15 protein-coding genes and 2 pseudogenes are annotated in these 17,111 nt (G+C 49.8%); 8 read left to right on the top strand and 9 right to left on the bottom strand.

Features of this window, described 5'->3' with window-relative positions; translation table 11 throughout:
• Positions 1-145: 145 nt before the first annotated feature.
• Positions 146-760, bottom strand: a complete 615-nt coding sequence (locus H6F86_RS18935; protein WP_190450262.1) for a hypothetical protein — start codon at positions 758-760, stop codon at positions 146-148.
• A 69-nt stretch (positions 761-829) separates the two neighbouring features.
• On the opposite strand from H6F86_RS18935, the gene H6F86_RS18940 reads away from it, so the two are divergent.
• The 3 genes and pseudogenes from H6F86_RS18940 to H6F86_RS33200 all read left to right on the top strand — a co-directional run.
• Positions 830-1,054: a 2-oxoisovalerate dehydrogenase gene (locus H6F86_RS18940; RefSeq protein ID WP_190450263.1), complete on the top strand. Its 225-nt coding sequence runs from the start codon at positions 830-832 to the stop codon at positions 1,052-1,054.
• 274 nt (positions 1,055-1,328) lie between these two features.
• Positions 1,329-4,025 (top strand): annotated as a pseudogene (locus H6F86_RS18945) (phycobilisome rod-core linker polypeptide); the annotation flags it as partial.
• 216 nt (positions 4,026-4,241) lie between these two features.
• Positions 4,242-4,634, top strand: a pseudogene (locus H6F86_RS33200) (phycobilisome rod-core linker polypeptide); the annotation flags it as partial.
• Positions 4,635-4,934: 300 nt separating this feature from the next.
• On the opposite strand, the gene H6F86_RS18950 reads toward H6F86_RS33200, so the two are convergent.
• The gene (locus tag H6F86_RS18950) at positions 4,935-5,894 is read right to left on the bottom strand and encodes a beta-1,6-N-acetylglucosaminyltransferase (RefSeq protein ID WP_190450265.1); all 960 of its coding nucleotides are present in this window, start codon (positions 5,892-5,894) and stop codon (positions 4,935-4,937) included.
• Positions 5,895-6,125: 231 nt separating this feature from the next.
• Here H6F86_RS18950 and nrdJ point away from each other — a divergent pair, with 231 nt between their 5' ends.
• The 5 genes from nrdJ to H6F86_RS18975 all read left to right on the top strand — a co-directional run bounded on the left by nrdJ (position 6,126) and on the right by H6F86_RS18975 (position 11,618).
• A complete protein-coding gene (nrdJ, locus tag H6F86_RS18955; RefSeq protein WP_190450266.1) occupies positions 6,126-8,456 on the top strand; it encodes a ribonucleoside-triphosphate reductase, adenosylcobalamin-dependent in 2,331 nt (776 codons plus the stop codon).
• Between the two features lie 262 nt (positions 8,457-8,718).
• Positions 8,719-8,934, top strand: a complete 216-nt coding sequence (locus H6F86_RS18960; protein WP_190451015.1) for a hypothetical protein — start codon at positions 8,719-8,721, stop codon at positions 8,932-8,934.
• A gap of 127 nt (positions 8,935-9,061) precedes the next feature.
• The gene (locus H6F86_RS18965; protein ID WP_190450267.1) at positions 9,062-9,328 is read left to right on the top strand and encodes an RNA-binding protein; all 267 of its coding nucleotides are present in this window, start codon (positions 9,062-9,064) and stop codon (positions 9,326-9,328) included.
• 179 nt (positions 9,329-9,507) lie between these two features.
• A complete protein-coding gene (gene ispG, locus H6F86_RS18970; protein ID WP_190450268.1) occupies positions 9,508-10,731 on the top strand; it encodes a (E)-4-hydroxy-3-methylbut-2-enyl-diphosphate synthase in 1,224 nt (407 codons plus the stop codon).
• 230 nt (positions 10,732-10,961) lie between these two features.
• Positions 10,962-11,618: a hypothetical protein gene (locus H6F86_RS18975; RefSeq protein ID WP_190450269.1), complete on the top strand. Its 657-nt coding sequence runs from the start codon at positions 10,962-10,964 to the stop codon at positions 11,616-11,618.
• Positions 11,619-11,694: 76 nt separating this feature from the next.
• On the opposite strand, the gene H6F86_RS18980 is transcribed toward H6F86_RS18975, so the two are convergent.
• The 7 genes from H6F86_RS18980 to H6F86_RS19010 form a co-directional block, all read right to left on the bottom strand.
• Entirely contained in the window at positions 11,695-12,237 is a 543-nt protein-coding gene (locus tag H6F86_RS18980) for a GIY-YIG nuclease family protein (protein WP_190450270.1), read from the bottom strand.
• A 164-nt stretch (positions 12,238-12,401) separates the two neighbouring features.
• Positions 12,402-12,731, bottom strand: a complete 330-nt coding sequence (locus tag H6F86_RS18985) for a hypothetical protein (RefSeq protein ID WP_190450271.1) — start codon at positions 12,729-12,731, stop codon at positions 12,402-12,404.
• Positions 12,732-12,836: 105 nt separating this feature from the next.
• Positions 12,837-13,520, bottom strand: coding sequence for a glycerol-3-phosphate 1-O-acyltransferase PlsY (gene plsY / locus H6F86_RS18990; RefSeq protein WP_190450272.1), 684 nt, complete (start codon positions 13,518-13,520; stop codon positions 12,837-12,839).
• A gap of 91 nt (positions 13,521-13,611) precedes the next feature.
• The gene (locus H6F86_RS18995; RefSeq protein ID WP_347240844.1) at positions 13,612-14,577 is read right to left on the bottom strand and encodes a DUF3086 domain-containing protein; all 966 of its coding nucleotides are present in this window, start codon (positions 14,575-14,577) and stop codon (positions 13,612-13,614) included.
• Positions 14,578-14,904: 327 nt separating this feature from the next.
• Positions 14,905-15,294, bottom strand: a complete 390-nt coding sequence (locus tag H6F86_RS19000; RefSeq protein WP_347240688.1) for a DUF3119 family protein — start codon at positions 15,292-15,294, stop codon at positions 14,905-14,907.
• A gap of 368 nt (positions 15,295-15,662) precedes the next feature.
• Entirely contained in the window at positions 15,663-15,989 is a 327-nt protein-coding gene (locus H6F86_RS19005; protein WP_190450275.1) for a thioredoxin family protein, read from the bottom strand.
• A 129-nt stretch (positions 15,990-16,118) separates the two neighbouring features.
• The gene (locus tag H6F86_RS19010) at positions 16,119-16,919 is read right to left on the bottom strand and encodes a PspA/IM30 family protein (protein ID WP_190450276.1); all 801 of its coding nucleotides are present in this window, start codon (positions 16,917-16,919) and stop codon (positions 16,119-16,121) included.
• Positions 16,920-17,111: the final 192 nt, after the last annotated feature.

The following is a 17,111-nucleotide window of genomic DNA, read 5'->3' on the forward strand; positions in this document are numbered from 1 at the left end:
CCTGAAAATCATGAAGGCATGGTTTATGTGGTCATGATTCGGTTGATGCTGAGGCGGTTAACAAACAACCGACGAACGAGGAACTTGAAACCTGCTTAACCAGCATTTACAAACACTTTCTGAGCAATCGCCTTCGGTCACAGAACTAAAGAAGATCACCGATATGTGGATAGTTCAAAGCCAACAGTCCATTTCCTTCATGTAAAGCAGTACGCAAAGAAGAGAGAAGCAATGATAAAAGCGTTTGAGGAAAGTTTTTGTAATAGCCCAAGGCATGAACTGTCCCTGCCCTCTTATCAAACTCAGCTGAGTTTAGCTCTCCTAAAATTTGCTCCACTGTCTGCAAAACATCAGCTACATCCTTTGGCGGAACGAACATATTGCCAAAATAGCCTGGAAGCCTGCTTGCTTGCTCATATCCCAAGCCAACCCACAGTATCATCGTGGCACTTTCACGATCAGTTATCTTAAGAGCTAAGGTTGCCTCCTCTAGCTCGTCTCCGGGCATGATTGAACTTCGATCAGCAACGATGTCATCCAGGATTTGGGTAAAACCATCTGGATAGAAAAGGTCATAAGCAAGACACAAATCGCTCCAATCATTAGGATTTAAGTCTGGCTCTAAAGCCCGATTTTGCAGAAATTCTTTTGCTTTCTCATATATGCGAGATTGCTGAACAGCTTTTTCAAAGACACTCTCTGCTACTTGAGCATCTTCAGCCAACACGAGGAGCAAAAACCAACCAGGATTAACGCTCATGCTTTTTCTGGCGATTGTTGCAGTTTAGGGTACTAGAATCGGCATTCTAAGGATAGCCATGACAGTTTCTTGGTAGGAGACGATCCAGAAGGTGGTTACGTTGCCAGAGTGATTGGCGAATCTATTTTTACGCAAGCTGACACCATTGCAGAACGAAAAACATTGGTGCGAGAGACAGTGCAATGCCGTTACCCTGATCCGCAAGAGCGTCCTAAACCCATTCGTTTACACAGTCTTCGTGGTGAAACGATTGCCTTAAAGAGTCATGCTGCCGCACATAACGAAGATTTGTAACAAAACGTTTGTACCTTCTCAGGAGCGTGACCTCGATCCCCTATGATCGGACGATACAGTGAGCGATCGCAGTCTACATACTTTATTAATCAACGAGTCTTGAGGCTCGCATCGTTCTAACCTAAATATTGAACTGGTAGACCCTGTGCCGTCATTAGATTTGAGTCCTGATTATGCTTTTCTCTAGAAGGCAAGGGCTTTGGGATGGTTGCCAGGTGGCACTCTGGTCAGATTTAACACAGTCACGATCCGTTAAAGGGAGCTTTTGAAATCAATGAGTGTTAAAGCAAGTGGTGGAAGCTCGGTTGCCCGTCCGCAACTTTACCAAACCGTCCCAGTCGCGACGATCACCCAGGCTGAGCAGCAAGATCGTTTCCTGGGACGTGGCGAATTGGACGAGTTGGCTGGTTATTTCAGTTCTGGTGCCAAGCGCCTCGAAATTTCTGAAGCGCTGACTCAAAATGCTGAAATTATTGTTTCGCGGGCTGCCAACCGTATTTTTGTTGGCGGTTCTCCAATGGCGTTTTTGGAAAAACCGCAGGAAGAGCCTGCCATGGTGGCGGCTGGTGGTGGGATGGATACCCGCGAGTCGATGAAGCTGGGAACAGCAACATACGTTAGCTCCGGTGGTGGTTTTCTGGATGGTATTCGATCGCTGTTCAGTACGAGCGGTGGTACGACTCCAGCGAACTTTCGTCCGATTAACGTGGCGCGGTACGGTCCCAGCAACATGGCAAAGTCCTTGCGGGATCTGAGCTGGTTTCTGCGGTATGTGACGTATGCGATTGTAGCGGGCGATCCAAATATCATTTCAGTCAACGTTCGCGGTCTGCGAGAAATCATTGAACGTGCCTGCTCAGGTGAGGCAACGATCGTGGCATTGCAAGAAATGAAAGTGGCTGCCCTGAGCTACTTCCGTCGCGATGAAGCAGCAACGGCGATCGTGACAGAATACTTCGATGTTCTGATTACCGAGTTTAAGGCGCCAACTCCGTCTGACAAGCTGCGCCAACGCGCTTCTAGTGATTTGCAAGGGCTGCAACTGCCCCAGATCTACTTCAACGCTGCTGAGCGTCGCCCTAAATACGCGATGAAGCCAGGGCTATCGTCCTCTGAAAAGAATGAGGTGATCAAAGCAGCCTACCGGCAGGTGTTTGAGCGCGACATTACCCGTGCTTACTCCCTCGGCATCTCGGACCTGTCCTCTAAGGTGAAGAACGGCGAAATCTCGATGAAAGAGTTCGTGCGTCGCCTTGCCAAGTCGCCGCTGTACCGCAAGAACTTTTACGAGCCCTACATTAACAGTCGAGCGCTAGAGCTGGCATTCCGCCACATCTTAGGTCGTGGTCCCAGCTCGCGTGAAGAAGTGCAAACCTACTTTGCGATCGTCTCCAAAGGTGGTCTGCCAGCTTTGATCGATGCGCTTGTAGATTCCAAAGAGTATGCCGACTACTTTGGCGAAGAAACGGTGCCCTATCTGCGTGGTCTGGGTCAAGAAGCGCAAGAGTGTCGCAACTGGGGACCACAACAAGATCTGTTTAATTTCAGTGCGCCCTTCCGTAAGATTCCGCAGTTTCTCACGACGTTTGCGAATTACGATCGCCCACTGCCAGATCAACATCCCTACGGCTCGGGCAATGACCCCCTGGAAATCCAGTTTGGTGCCATCTTTCCGAAAGAAACGAGAAACCCCAGCGCCAGCCCTGCCCCCTTTGGTAAGGATACCCGCCGGATTTTGATTAATCAGGGTGCAGGCATCAACAACCAACTTAGCAACCCTGAGGCGCGAGGTGTCGCTCCTGGTTCACTTGGACCTAAGGTGTTCAAACTGGATCAACTGCCTAGCTTTACAGGCGGCACTGGTCGGCGCAAAACAAACACCCAGGGCGTCAGTACCAAGTTTTCCGAGAGTTCTACGCAGGCAGTTATTAAGGCAACGTACCTGCAAGTCTTTGGGCGCGATGTCTACGATGGTCAGCGCTTGAAAGTAGATGAAATCAAACTAGAAAACGGCGAAATCACGGTACGCGAATTTGTGCGTCGGTTAGCCAAGTCCAACTTGTTTCGATCGCTCTACTGGACACCGCTCTATGTGACGAAGGCGGTCGAGTATATCCATCGTCGCTTAGTGGGTCGCCCCACTTACGGTCGCCAAGAGACTAACAAGTATTTCGATATTTGTGCCAAGAAAGGCTTCTATGCACTGGTTGATGCCCTCATTGACAGTCAGGAATACAGTGATGCCTTTGGTGAGGACACCGTTCCCTACGAACGTTACCTGACTCCCGCAGGCTTGTCACAGCGTAACTCTCGTCTTGGTAGCCTCGGTGAGAAAGGCAATCGGGTGGATCAAGAAGAAACGCCACGCTTTGTCACCCTAGGCGCTGTGTCAGAGCAGCGTTCTGAGCCCGACATTGAGTTCCGTAGTAATCAAGGTGTTAGCAAGAAGCGCGAGCAAACGAAAGTCTTTAAACTGACTGAACTAAGAGACAAAATGGCGCTCCGAACCCTGATTGGTGCTGCCTATCGTCAAGTGTTTGAGCGTGATATTGCGCCGTACATTGTTGAGAATGAATTCTCGGCGCTGGAAAGCAGGTTGGGCAACGGTGAAATTAACCTCAAAGAGTTCATTGAAGGGCTGGGTTGCTCTAGCCTCTACATCAAAGATTTCTACACGCCGTATCCCAACACCAAAGTGATTGAGCTAGGGACAAAACACTTCCTGGGTCGCGCACCGCTGGATCAGGCAGAAATCCGCAAGTACAACCAACTCTTGGCAACCAAGGGGCTTAAAGCTTTTATTAGTGCTTTGGTCAATGGCACCGAATACGCTCATGCGTTCGGTGAGGACACAGTACCTTATAACCGCTTCCTGACGCTGCCTGCTGCTAACTTCCCTAATAGTCAGACCCTTTACAACAAGTTGACGAAGCAAGACAACGCCTTGGTGGTGCCAAGTTTTGACACTGTGAAGCCACGCATGGATGTTGCAAAGATGCCGCTGATGGATCAGGCGTTAGCAGAGATAGCGGGACAGGCAAGCCAAGCCGCTCACAGTCAATCTGTGTTGGTTGAGTCGGGTCGATCGACTGGCAATGGTGATGGTCAACTTGAGGTCAGTGCTGAAGCGACTCGTCGCAAGCCTGCCCGCATCTACCGCTTGAATCCTGGTATGACTCAGGCTGAAATCGCGCTGGTTTGCAATGCAATCTATGTGCAGGTGATGGATGTCGCTAGCGGTCAAGTGCCAGAGCAATTCCACCGTCCCGACTTAGAAAGCAAGCTTCGCAATGGTGAAATCTCAGTGCGGGAGTTTGTGCAGGCATTGGTAAGCTCCGAAAGCTACATCAGCCGTTTCTATACGCCGTACCCTAGTGCAAAGGTTGTTGAGTTTCTGTTCCGCCACCTGCTGGGTCGTGCGCCTGCTCATGCTGAAACGGCTCACTACCAAACTCTGCTTGCTGATCATGGGTTGAAAGCAGCAGTGGCAGCGATCGTCGATAGCCCTGAGTACGTCCGCTATTTTGGTGAGGATGTTGTGCCTTACAAACGCCTTCCTGCCGCCACGATAGGTAGCTAACGCTTTGGGTCATGCCAGGCAGCTAGCTATCTGGTCACACTGTAAGAGTTGTTGTCCTCACTCTTGAGGCGACACTCATTGCCTCACTCAAGGCATCTAGCACCCTCCCCTGATCTGGTGGCAGATCAGGGGATTTTTGCTATCTAAGGTAGTTCGGCAGCATTAATACCTGTGGACTGCTAAAAATGGATATAGGTATTAGAGAGACGATCGCGCGTCCCGTATCATTAGTTTTAATGCCATAGGCACAGAGGCAATCGGTTCAATGGGCAAGAACGTCGGCGTGCGGTTCGCGTGACCTCAGGCTGACGTGGTATCCAGTACAGATTGGTCAAGGCGGTCTAACACTGCGCTGTCGATCGCTGGCTCAAACTTACGCGCAAAGAACGCGCCAGACGCAGTGATCCTGTCTAGATCCTTGACTTTTAGGGTTAAGGGGCGTCCCCTCTTACTGTTGACATCGAAGAAGAAATGGTGCTTGCCGCTGAGCTTCAGCTCGGGGTTGTTCGCTAGGACGGTATGCGGGTAAACTTCGCTCGGCGTATTCATCCGGCTAAAATGCAGCGTGATTTCAGGATGAGACCGTGTGAATTCACAAAGATAGCTAGCTGCACGGTGCGAAAGGGTCATGTAGTACGAGCCGCCGAAGAGCGGAAATGCTTCTCCAACGATGTTAGTGCGATCGCGTAGCCCAATTTGGAGCGCATAACTGGTATCAAGACGAACCCAGGGCTGGATCTTGTGCAGCATGACACGTACGATTCCCAGCACCTTGCGCCACACCCACGCGGGCTCGGTGCGCGTAAACCGCCAGTAGTACTGATAGTGATAGCGACCATGTGCCTCATCGTATGGCCAGATGCCTCCACCTCGACCATGTTCGTCGAAGACTTGGTGATGGTCGATAAAGGCATCCACCTGCGCGCGCTCCAGCAGGCTCACAAATTCTCTTAGCGGGCGTACCGGGTAGCACTGCCCTGTCAAGTTGATCACCCAATCGAAACGAATTCCGAGTTCGTGCGCACGTTCAAGCGCCGCGAGGTAGGACGCCGGAAGTGAAAAGTCAATGCGGCAACCGCTTGGGACATTCACAATGTAGACATCAGTCAGCCCTTCAAATGCCACTAACTCAAGCACAAATGCTTCCTGGTTGTGACTGATCAAAACTACCCCTGAAGGGTCTGACTGCCGAATCGTCCGCACAAGCCGTACGATCTGAGGCAAATTCTTAAACGTTTGAATCAGATACAAAACCCTCATTGTCTCCTCCTTGAGTGTGGTTGCCGTAATTACGAAGACGCTCGTCTTTGATTTTCTAGAATAGGCTTGCAATCTTCTACCAGTTGCGATCGCGCCCAAAATTTGTGTCGTTTCGCAAACGTTATGCTAAAACACTACTGATCCATAACTCTACCGATAGTGTAGACTGTGATCTCTAGATGCTACATCTAGCCAAGCCCACCCCGTTCCAAAGAAGTGAGCGCTTAACCTATGGTTCGAGAACTTCATCAAGTTCGTGCCAATAGCTTGCCAACCAATCCTGTTCCCGTGCAGGATTCTAGCTTTTTGTCTGGGCAGTTTCCAGAAACCGCTCCCACTGCCAATCCAGTCTTCTTCAGAACCTATAGCCGCCGCACCGAAAACCGTCGTGAACCATTAGCAGACGTAATCCAACGGACAACGCAAGGCTTGGTCGAGTTAGGGCACCTTACCCATAAAGAAGCAGCGTTGATTCAACTGATGCAGCAGCAGCTTAAGAGCCTGCCTTCGGGACGGTGGCTGTGGGTGGGTGGCACAGACTGGATCAACAAGCCAGAGAACTTTTCGGGAGCCTATAACTGCACCAGCACCAATGTCATAGACTGGCAGGCATTTGGGCTCATGATGGATCTTGCCATGATGGGCTGTGGCACTGGCGCCATTCTGGAACCACGCTATATTAGCCAACTGCCAGCTATTCGCAATCGTCTGTTAGTCAGTTTAGAAGGTGAAATCGGCACAACGCCTGCGACTCAGCGGCACGATCGCACCCAAGTCACAATCGACGACCATAATGTCAAAATCCGCATTGGCGATAGCCGTCAGGGTTGGGTACAGTCTTACAAAGCTTTACTGGAGCTTTCGACTGATAAGCGGTTTACAGGCGATGTTTCTGTCACCGTTAACGTGAGCGATGTCCGCGCCGAAGGTGAAGTGCTGAAAGGTTTTGGCGGCATGGCAAACCCCATCCGTTTACCAGGACTGTACGAACGCTGTGCAGCGCTACTAAATAAAGCGATCGGTCGGCAGTTGACCTCTGTAGAATGCTGTTTATTGATTGATGAAGCGGCTGCGACCGTTGTAGCAGGTAACATCCGGCGCTCAGCAGGGATGCGGCAGGGCGTAAGCAGTGATGAAGCATTTGCTGTTGCCAAGGATAATCTTTGGCAACAGGATGATGCCGGCAACTGGCGCATTGACCCAGAGCGCGATGCTCTGCGGATGGCAAACCACACTCGTGTGTATCACCACAAGCCGACAGAGCAAGAGTGTGTCGATGCTGTCCGCAAGCAATTCTATTCTGGTGAAGGGGCAATTCAGTATGCACCAGAGGCGATTGCCCGCTCGAACTGCGATTTACTAACGACACCAGCACTCAGAGCTGACTTTCTAGCGGCCTACAAACAGGGCACCGCAAACGAGTGGCTGCAACAGCATGAACCCCAAATGTCTGTGGAAGAGCGAGAGCACCGTTTGGGGCGCTATGGGTTGAATCCATGTGGTGAAATCTTGGGTGCCGACTTCCATTGCAACCTTGCAGAAGTCCACCTGAATCAGCTTGATCCTAGTAATTTAGATGAGCAAGCAAATGCGTTTAAAGCCGCTGCCCTCTCTGTTGCAGCCCTGCTGAATCATCGCTTTGCCGAACCGCGTTATCAAAAATCGCGTGACCTCGACCCGATCGTTGGCGTTTCGTTCACAGGTCTCTTCGATTTCTTTGTGCATGCGTTTGGAGTCGAGTGGCTACGCTGGTGGGAGGCTGGTAGGCCTGAGACTATAGCAGGTTTGGAGTTTAAGCAGAAAGAGCAGGTGTTCCTGTCGCGCTGGCGAGACACTGTCAATCAAGCGGTGTGGGAGTATTGCGATCGCCACCAACTAAAACGTCCTAATCGTTGCACCACTGTGCAGCCAGCAGGCACCAAATCGTTGTTGACTGGGGCTAGTCCTGGTTGGCATCCGCCGAAAGCCCAGCGCTTTATCCGGCGTATTACCTTCCGCAAAAACGATCCTGTAGCGTTGGCTTGCTTGGACTACGGTTATAACATTGTGCCATCGCAGTCAGATAAGGATGAAAACGGCAATCTCTTAAATGATCCGTTTGATTCTCGCTGTACAGAATGGTTGGTGGAAATTCCCGTTGAGGTTTCCTGGGCAAACCTACCTGGAGCCGACACGATCGCAATCGAAAAATTCTCCGCCCTCGCGCAGTTTGATTTTTATATGCAGGTGCAAACCTACTACACTGCGCATAACACTAGCGCCACGATCGAACTGACCGAAGCCGAAGTTGAACCATTGGCAAAGCGCATTTACCAGGCGATTGCTAACGACGAAGGCTACATCAGCGCGGCTTTGTTAGCGCGGTTTGATGCGCCCTTTCCACGACTACCGTTTGAAAAAATCGACAAAGCAACGTTCGATCGTCGCCAGCAAGACGTCAAGACCAAGCAACAAACCAGTGACTTTTACGCTGCCCTTAGCCGCTATGACTCTGGCTTTAGTCTGGCTGAAGGTCCTGCTGGCTGTGATAGCGACAAATGTATGCTGCCGGAGAAGAAGTAGTCAGGGGAGCGAAGTGAGCGGTTAGAACAAGCGCAGTTCTTTTACTAAAGACAGTCGGCATTCTCATACTCGCTCACTCCTTACCTGAAGCGAAAATGGCTCTTTACCTGCGAGACAAATTCGCTTCGCGTTACAATCACCAAAGAAACAACGGTCAGCGTTCAGACAATGCAGGCATCGCAAAGCATTTGCTCCATCAATGTTGTCTAGCAGTGCGACGCTGATACAAGCTCAAATTCGTATCTTACAGGAGCCTTTATCTGTGTTTCTTGATGAACTAACCCCCCTTTGGCAAGAGTTTTCGCAACAACCTGTGGCATTTTTAGGTGGCTTTCTCTCTGGGGTCTTTCGCCTTAATCTGTCTGAAGATCCGGTGAAAAGCTGGCTTGATCAGCAGGCGGGCAGCACTACAACGTCATCAACGATTGGGGGCAATAATGGCAATAGCGGTGCGCCCAAGTCGATTTCGATCGATTAAAGTGTGCTAACCCATAACCAATCGCCTCTACAGGTATCAGATTTTTCAGAATGAGAGGGAAGCGATGTGCTATGACCTGCTTGTAGGGTTTTGCACAAATCCTTCGCCCCCTCCATCTGATCATCCTATGACTATCTACGTTGGCAATTTGTCCTACCAGGCAACTCCTGAAGACCTGACCGAAGTCTTTGCTGAATACGGCTCGGTTAAACGCATATCTCTTCCATCTGATCGCGAAACGGGCCGCTTACGTGGCTTTGCCTTTGTGGAACTTGCTGAAGATGCTCAGGAAGATGCCGCGATCGCCGAGCTAGACGGTGCCGAATGGATGGGTCGCCAGCTTAAAGTGAATAAAGCAAAACCTCGTGAAGAGGCTCGTAGCGCTGCACGGTAAACCGAGTGCGATCGCTATTGTTGCGTCAGGTTTAAACTTTGGGGCTTGAGGGCAGTTGTAGATCCTTCTGTACCCAAGATTTTGCCGTGTCTTAACCGTCAAACTTGCCCCATCTATGGCAATCTGTAAGAACAGAGACAAATTATCCTGTCTTGCTGCCAAGACTTAATTAATAGCGTATGCAAACTCTGCCTAGCCCACCCACCGCCGCAACACCTCTTACCGCAACCACTGATACCACCATTCAGCGTCGTAAAACTCGCTCTGTGCCTGTAGGGAGCATTACGATCGGCGGTCAGCATCCTGTGGCTGTCCAGTCCATGATCAACGAAGACACGCTGGACATTGAAGGATCGGTTGCTGCTATTCGTCGCTTGCATGAAATTGGCTGCGAAATTGTGCGCGTGACTGTCCCTAGCATGGCGCACGCCAAGGCGATGGAGGAGATTAAACGTCGGCTGCTTGCGACCTACCAGCCTGTGCCGTTGGTGGCAGATGTGCACCATAACGGATTGAAAATTGCGCTTGAAGCCGCTAAGCACGTTGATAATGTGCGCATTAATCCAGGGCTGTATGTGTTTGAGAAGCCGAAGAGTGATCGCACTGAATACACCCAAACTGAGTTTGACGACATTGGCGAGAAGATACGCGAAACGTTAGAACCCCTTGTCGTTTCGCTCCGCGACCAGAATAAATCCATGCGAATTGGCGTGAACCACGGTTCCCTGGCAGAACGCATGATGTTTACCTATGGCGACACGCCCGAAGGCATGGTTGAGTCAGCGCTAGAGTTTATTCGCATCTGCGAATCACTTGACTATTACCATCTAGAACTTTCGCTCAAAGCCTCTAGAGTGCCTGTCATGCTCGCCGCTAACCGCCTCATGGTGCAGCGTATGAATGAGTTGGGTATGGAGTACCCGTTGCATCTAGGCGTGACTGAAGCAGGCGATGGTGAGTATGGGCGTATCAAGTCCACTGCTGGCATCGGTACCCTTTTGGCAGAAGGCATTGGCGATACGATTCGTGTATCTCTCACTGAAGCACCCGAAAAAGAGATTCCTGTCTGCTACAGCATTCTGCAAGCGCTAGGGTTGCGGCGCACCATGGTAGAATATGTTGCCTGCCCGTCGTGTGGACGCACGCTCTTTAATCTTGAAGAAGTGCTGCATAAAGTTCGGAATGCAACCAACCATCTCACTGGGTTGAATATTGCGGTCATGGGCTGCATCGTCAATGGTCCTGGTGAAATGGCAGACGCAGACTACGGGTACGTCGGCAAGCAAGCAGGTTGGATTTCGCTTTACCGTGGGCGTGATGAAATCAAAAAAGTACCCGAAGCACAAGGCGTTGAAGAATTGATTAATTTGATCAAATCAGATGGCTGTTGGGTTGATCCTTAGGAATGGGAAGGTCATTGAAGCGTTGAGCAGAATAAAGCTGTTTTCAACCGGTAGATAGATACTGACACATGACCTTTTCTATAATCTTCACTGCCTTTATCTGTCTAATCTTCATAACGTTGCCAGCTCTGATTCTGTACCTCATCTACTCTCGTATATCAAACTCTTGGCAAACTCGTCAGGAAAGCAAGAGGAGAGGAAAGGAATATGCTGCTTATAAGGTACGTTCATTGCAACAAGAAATTTGTGCTAGACAGCCCTGGTTTGATCCTAGATCGCCGCATGACCTGAAAGTTACGACTTACTTGGAGCCGCAAGAACCGATCGAAGTGGATACGATCGAGAATCTGCGCTTGAGCCAATCGAATCTTTACTCTCCCCGCAACCAGTTTATTGTTTACCAGCAGTGGGGTGAAAGGCTACCGGAGGGTGGTCGTCCCTATCTGGCGTTAACCGTGCCTGCTGCCGCTGCTGTAGCTGAAATCATTAAAGGTGGACCGACCCGCAATCTGATTCTTCTTTGCACTACTTTTATGCCGGGTGCCATACGCTGCTTCGTTGACACACTGATACAAAATGAAGCTCCTGACAGGGCGCCACAAGTAGAATTTTTAGGTCTTTTCTGGTATTTCAGCGGTGATGATATTACTGACGAACCAGAGCATTCATCTGATGTTGCTTATGCCGCCAATCGTCTCCGGCTTAAACGCTTAACAGTTTTAACGGGAGCCTTCAACACCGAATGCGAAGATCTTTTAGTAGCAGGTTTGCAGCAAAACACAACGCTGGAATATTTTGGTGTCTTCCATAAAACGGAGCAATACATCTGGGAACAGATTCCTACTCCAAGGGTTGATGCATTGATCAGTGCTAATCACAGTCGGTAAAGGTGGGAAGAGTATAGCGCGATCGCTAAACCATACACAAAATGCAAGCCAGAAGAGCCTTTATGAAGTAACACAATTACTTTAAATCCAGCAATCCTGTTTCTTTTAGTTTGGGATTGAAGCGAATTTCGACTTGAACGCCGCGAGATTTTAGCACTTCAAGAATTGCTGCCTCCACTCGACGAGCCACCTGCTTGAGTACTTTCGTTTGAGCAAGTTCATCGATCGCCCCTGTATAGCTAGCTTGTTCCGCTGGTGTCATTTGCGCCTTCGCATCGATCGCCTGCGTCCACTTGCCTTCATCCGCACTGTTGCCCAACGGCACCGACCCGTTCTCGCTGATCCACGTTGTCCGAATTTCTTCCAAGATCGTGCGATTGGGGCGATCGATGGTTAGCACCTTTAGCCCATAACATTGGTCTGGTTGACGGACTAAATGCTGCTTCAGGCTTAAATAAACATCGCGTGAGTAGCCAATATATTGCAGCGTTTGCTGTTGATCAAAAATGGCATACACGCCCACTTTGCCCTGAAATTGTTCCGGCAGTTGACCGCGATCGTCAATGTAGGTAAGAGCTTCCAGACTGGAAAGTGTCGGTGTATCAGTTTGGGAAGACATTTTGTAAAAGATGGGGAGCAAGAGGTAAGGATGAAAAGTTGCTTTTAACCTACTCCTTCAAAGGAGCAAGCTACAGCATTTAGCTTTATCCTTTCTTATTAACTATTTTTGGCAGAGGAAAGGATTACGTTTAGCCTTAGCCTTTCTTTCAGCTAAAACTCTCACTAAGACTCGTTGCTGTGCCGATAAATTGCACAAAGCCGACTCGGCTTAAAGATTTTTGCTTTAAACATGAAATTGGGCGGCACATTGATGATGACGTAACCAGCAGCATTTTGAAATTTCTCGAACTCGGCTGGCATTCCTTTCGGCGTTGCTGCACTATAGGGAACAGGTTGAAAAAGTAATTCGGTAAACTCTACCGCTTGGCACTGCGCCTGTTGAGCAACCTGCTGAAGAAAAGGGCCACTCGTCAGCAACTCAAACAACGCTGCTTTTGCATCTGGGTCTAGAGTAAAACTGCTATCGAAGTGATCAATAATTTTGAGCGCCATGACAAAGCTAGGTAGAAAACTGCTGAAGCTCTAGAATCGTATCCTTTTAGAGAACGCACTGTATGACAAGCCTGTAGGAAGGTTGCACGTAGCGGTCCTATAACCTCACGATGGCGGCTGACTGCTAGCTTCTGGTACTGTTTGTCCCAATTGGGGTTCATCACCAGAGAGCAGACGTTGGATGTTAGAGCGGTGGCGGAGGATGACGTAGAGTCCGCCTAGAAGACCAAACAGGATGTAAGGTAAGGGCTGGTGTGTAAGCAACATGAAACCAGAAACCGCGATCGCTCCTGCGATCGAACTTAACGACACAATCCTGGACATTGCCAGCACCAGCGCAAACACTGTCAGCGTACCAACGCCAACTATCCAACTCATGGCTAGCAGCACGCCCAAACTGGTTGCGACCGATTTGCCCCCAGTGAAGCCAAGAAAAACCGACTTGCTATGTCCTAACAACGCTGCCATACCGGACAAAGTAATCATCCACGGTAACCACAGCGTGATTTCTATAGCTGAAGGCAAAAACGTTTGAGCCTGAACAAAGACGTAGAACCAGTGAATAAGCGCGATCGCCGCTGCTCCTTTAAAGACATCAATCAGCAGCACTACCAGGGCTGGAACTTTACCCACTGTGCGTAAGACATTCGTAGCACCTGTCGAGCCAGACCCATGCTCTCGAATGTCAATACCTTTCAATAATCTTCCTGCCCAATACCCAGGCGGTATTGAGCCTAGTAAATAAGCTCCTATAAGCAGCAGCCCATTCAAGGCAACCCAAAGTGCCATCGCTTGCTTTCCTTAATGCATCAGGGCATCGCTCGTTGTAAGCCAGGAGTAGCGAGCACGCCCATAACTAACAACTAAGCACCTAACAACTTTAATACGAATAGGTCGGCACTTGAGGATTGGGCGCAAACGCTAACCAAAGTGGAAATTGTAGCAACGACAGACTAATCTCATCTTCCGTTTCGTCAATGATGATTAGCGGCAATAGTCCATCTTTCACGAGACGATCAGCTTTTTGGGTCAGCGGCATGGGGTCTTCAAATAAGCCAACACCACGTTCTGGACCAAACTCACCACGGGTAATACCGAGACAATCTTGTAAACCCCGTCGCCATTCACCTAACCGTTCAGGCGATTGAGCAAGCACTAAGGTACGTAGACGATCGCCATACAGGGTGTACAAAATCGAAACGGTCGCTGAGGCAATCAAGATATTCTGCAAGCGACTGCCCATTGTTCGCACTGCACCACGTCCACCCTGAGTAAAGAACCAGTTGGAAACACGATCAGCATGAACGGGTTCAAAGGTACGTCGAAGCTGCCACGCAGAGCCATAATAGTCAGGACGATTCCGGTACTGATCCAGCAGATTGCGAATTTTCTTCGCTTGCTCTTGAAAGCTTTGTTCACCAAATTGGGGTGCAGTCGTTTGCTGCGATGACGATTCCTTAACGGCGACTCGATCAACCGCTTTAACAGCAGTACCAGGTTGGGGCAACTCTAACTGTTCTGCCGCAAGCGCCAAATCTTGCAAACTACCAACCAGGTAGTCTTTAAAGCTTTGCACCCGGATTGCTAAATCCTGTGACACTCCAGCAAAGGTTGTTCGCATTTCGTTGCGAACCCGTTCTTGGCGGCGCTCAAGTTGCTCGACGCTAACCTGAAGAGCCTGTTTACGTTGCTCCAACTCTTTTAATCCTTCCTGCACCAACCGCCCCAAAGCTGCCTGCGATGCTGCCGTTTCCTCTTCAAGACGGACTTGCGAAGCCTGTAGTGTGGCAATTTCTCGTCTTAAGGTTTGTTCACGCCGCTGGAGATCGGCGACTCGTTGTTCCATCTCTGTCACAGTTGGTGGGGCTGAAGCGTTAGACGGTTGTGCCTGCTCTACCTCAAGTCGCTCTACTAAGGGCAGTTTTTCCTCTTCAAGCAGTGCCTGGGCAGACGCTTCCTGAATACCGAGAGGCTCCGACGTTGAGCGATCGCTTGTCTCCTCAAAGATTGGTTTAGCAAGGTCAAAGGTCGCAGAGGCTTCAGGCTGGTAGTTCTCTCTACCCGTCGTCGTTGGTAATTCGTCTGGGTTCATATGCAATGCAGTTTTAAGTTGTTGATCACTAGTCGCCAGCAAGACTGAGAGCCTTCTATCAAGCAACTGTACAACTAGCGCTTAGGAAAGACGACAACGAGCGTCAAGGCAAGCCCGTAACGCTTTAGGGTCAAAGAGAATGGGTAGAAAGTGAATGCTGTTGACCTCTTTAAAGTAAAAGAGAATCGGCACAGGCGACCAAAAAATGCGCCAGTTTTGCCAATCCTGGTAAGGGAAGCGGCGAATCAGCGTTTGCCCCCGCTCAATGTCCAATGCCGTCTCGGTAAAGGAAAGTCGCAACGTCGCGGCTTGAACCAGTAAAAAGAACCCAAACAGCGCGGTCGCCACACTCACCCATACCTGTACAAAAAACAGAGGGACAGCCAAGAACACAATGGCGATCGGCAGATTGTAACTAGGTGATAGCACGATCGTTTCCGCAGAAGCAGTCGAGGCGGCAGTTGTCGTCACAAACATTACTCCCACTGTTCAAATCTATATTGCTCTTATCCCTTATTCTATGCTGAACGGTTCGCGGCTGAACTGCTAGCCCTGAAGTCGATAGGTTTGCAGAATAGCCTCTGCCCTGACGTTTACCTTTGCAGAGAATTTCTAAGGGAATGTGCGCTATTAATGCAGCAGACTCAACTGACGTTAGCCAGTTAAGCTGGTAGCCCTAATAAGAGTAGAAGGATCTCTAAAAAGTTGGGGCAACGTTAGGCAACTGAACAAGATGCATCGCATAGCGTAACCGAAATCAGAGTTCCCGCAGCAGGCAAGACCTCATAGTCCTTAAAGACATTTTCACATCGTGAGGGAGCACCGCCCTGACTGTCACCTTAGGCAAGATGAGGACTCAGAAAACCCTCTAGCTTTTGCTTGCTAATTGCGCCTTCAGTTGACTCCAAGACTTCTCCAGTTTTGAACAACCGGAACGCAGGGACACCCTCGATTTTGTATGTTGCAACGGCAGCGGGGTTAGGGTCGACCTCCATTTTGACAATCTTGAGGCGATCGCCGTAGGTCGTTGCCATCCCATTTACTACCGATGTCATTAGACGACACGGACCACACCAGCTTGCCCAAAAATACACCAGTACGGGTTGGGTTGCCTGCAAAACCTCTGCTTCAAACTCCGTGTCCGAAATTGTAATGACGCTACTCATACCCGTTCCATAACCATGTCAACAAAATAATGCTTCCGTATTCTGGCGTGTTTTGCCATTTCTAGACAAACAGGAACGGCTAAAGGTTAACCAGTCTTATCCTCTAGCCGTTCTTTTTACAATTGCACTCTACAACTGATCGAGCTTTGTCTTTAGATCTTCAAGTTCAGCATCGACAGCAGGATCGGCGGCGGCAGTTGCTGAAGCTTGCGCAGTTGTTGGCGCTGCCGTTGCAGTACCAGGAAGCTGTGCCTGTGTCTGAGGTGTTGCTGGTCCCAGTAATTGCGCCTTCATTGCTGCCAGTTCATCATCAACACCGTTGCCGGATTCCAGCAACGCAAACTGACTCTCCAGATCTGCACCGGCAAGTTCTGCTGAGGCTTGCGATCGAGCCTCCATTTGCAACACTTTGTCTTCCATGCGCTCAAAAGCACCCATTGCGCTGCCAGTGCCCAAGCGACCCACGGTGTTTTGCAGTTGCTCATTGGCTTTGGCAGCACTTGCCCGCGCTTTGAGCATATCCTTCTTAGTTTTTGCTTCTGAGATTTTGCCTTCTAGAGCAATTAGGTTTCGCTTGAGTGTATCAACCATCGTCACCTGTTGATCAAGCTGAGTCTTGAGACTGGCTGCTGTTTCGCTGTTAGTTTTCTTACGAACAAGAGCTTCGCGCGCCAAATTCTCATCACCTTTTTGGAGGGCTAGCTGCGCCCGTTGTTGCCAGTTATTTGCTTCGGTTTGAGCCTGATTGTACTGCTGCTGACTACGCTTTTGGCTGGCGATCGCGCTGGCAACGGCTTGCCGTAGCTGCACCAGATCCTCTTGCATGTCGATGACAGTTTGTTCAAGAATTTTTTCGGGGTCTTCTGCCTTACTAACGACATCATTCAAGTTGGCTCTCACGACCCGGCTCACACGGTCAAATAATCCCATGACATTCCTTTCCTTTCTGCGGTGTACAAGATTAGCAGTGCAGGCTGAGACATTCACCTGCCGATCGCCCCGATCACATTTTAAGCAATGACTATTTGATAACTTCTGCGGTCAATCCTTCCACTACAGAACAAAAATAAATAGCCTCGACTCTAGTGTAGAAACTCTTAAGCACGATCGCATCGATCGCAA

Source organism: Phormidium sp. FACHB-592 (genome assembly GCF_014695795.1).
In the GTDB taxonomy this organism is placed as follows: Bacteria; Cyanobacteriota; Cyanobacteriia; order Leptolyngbyales; family Leptolyngbyaceae; genus Stenomitos.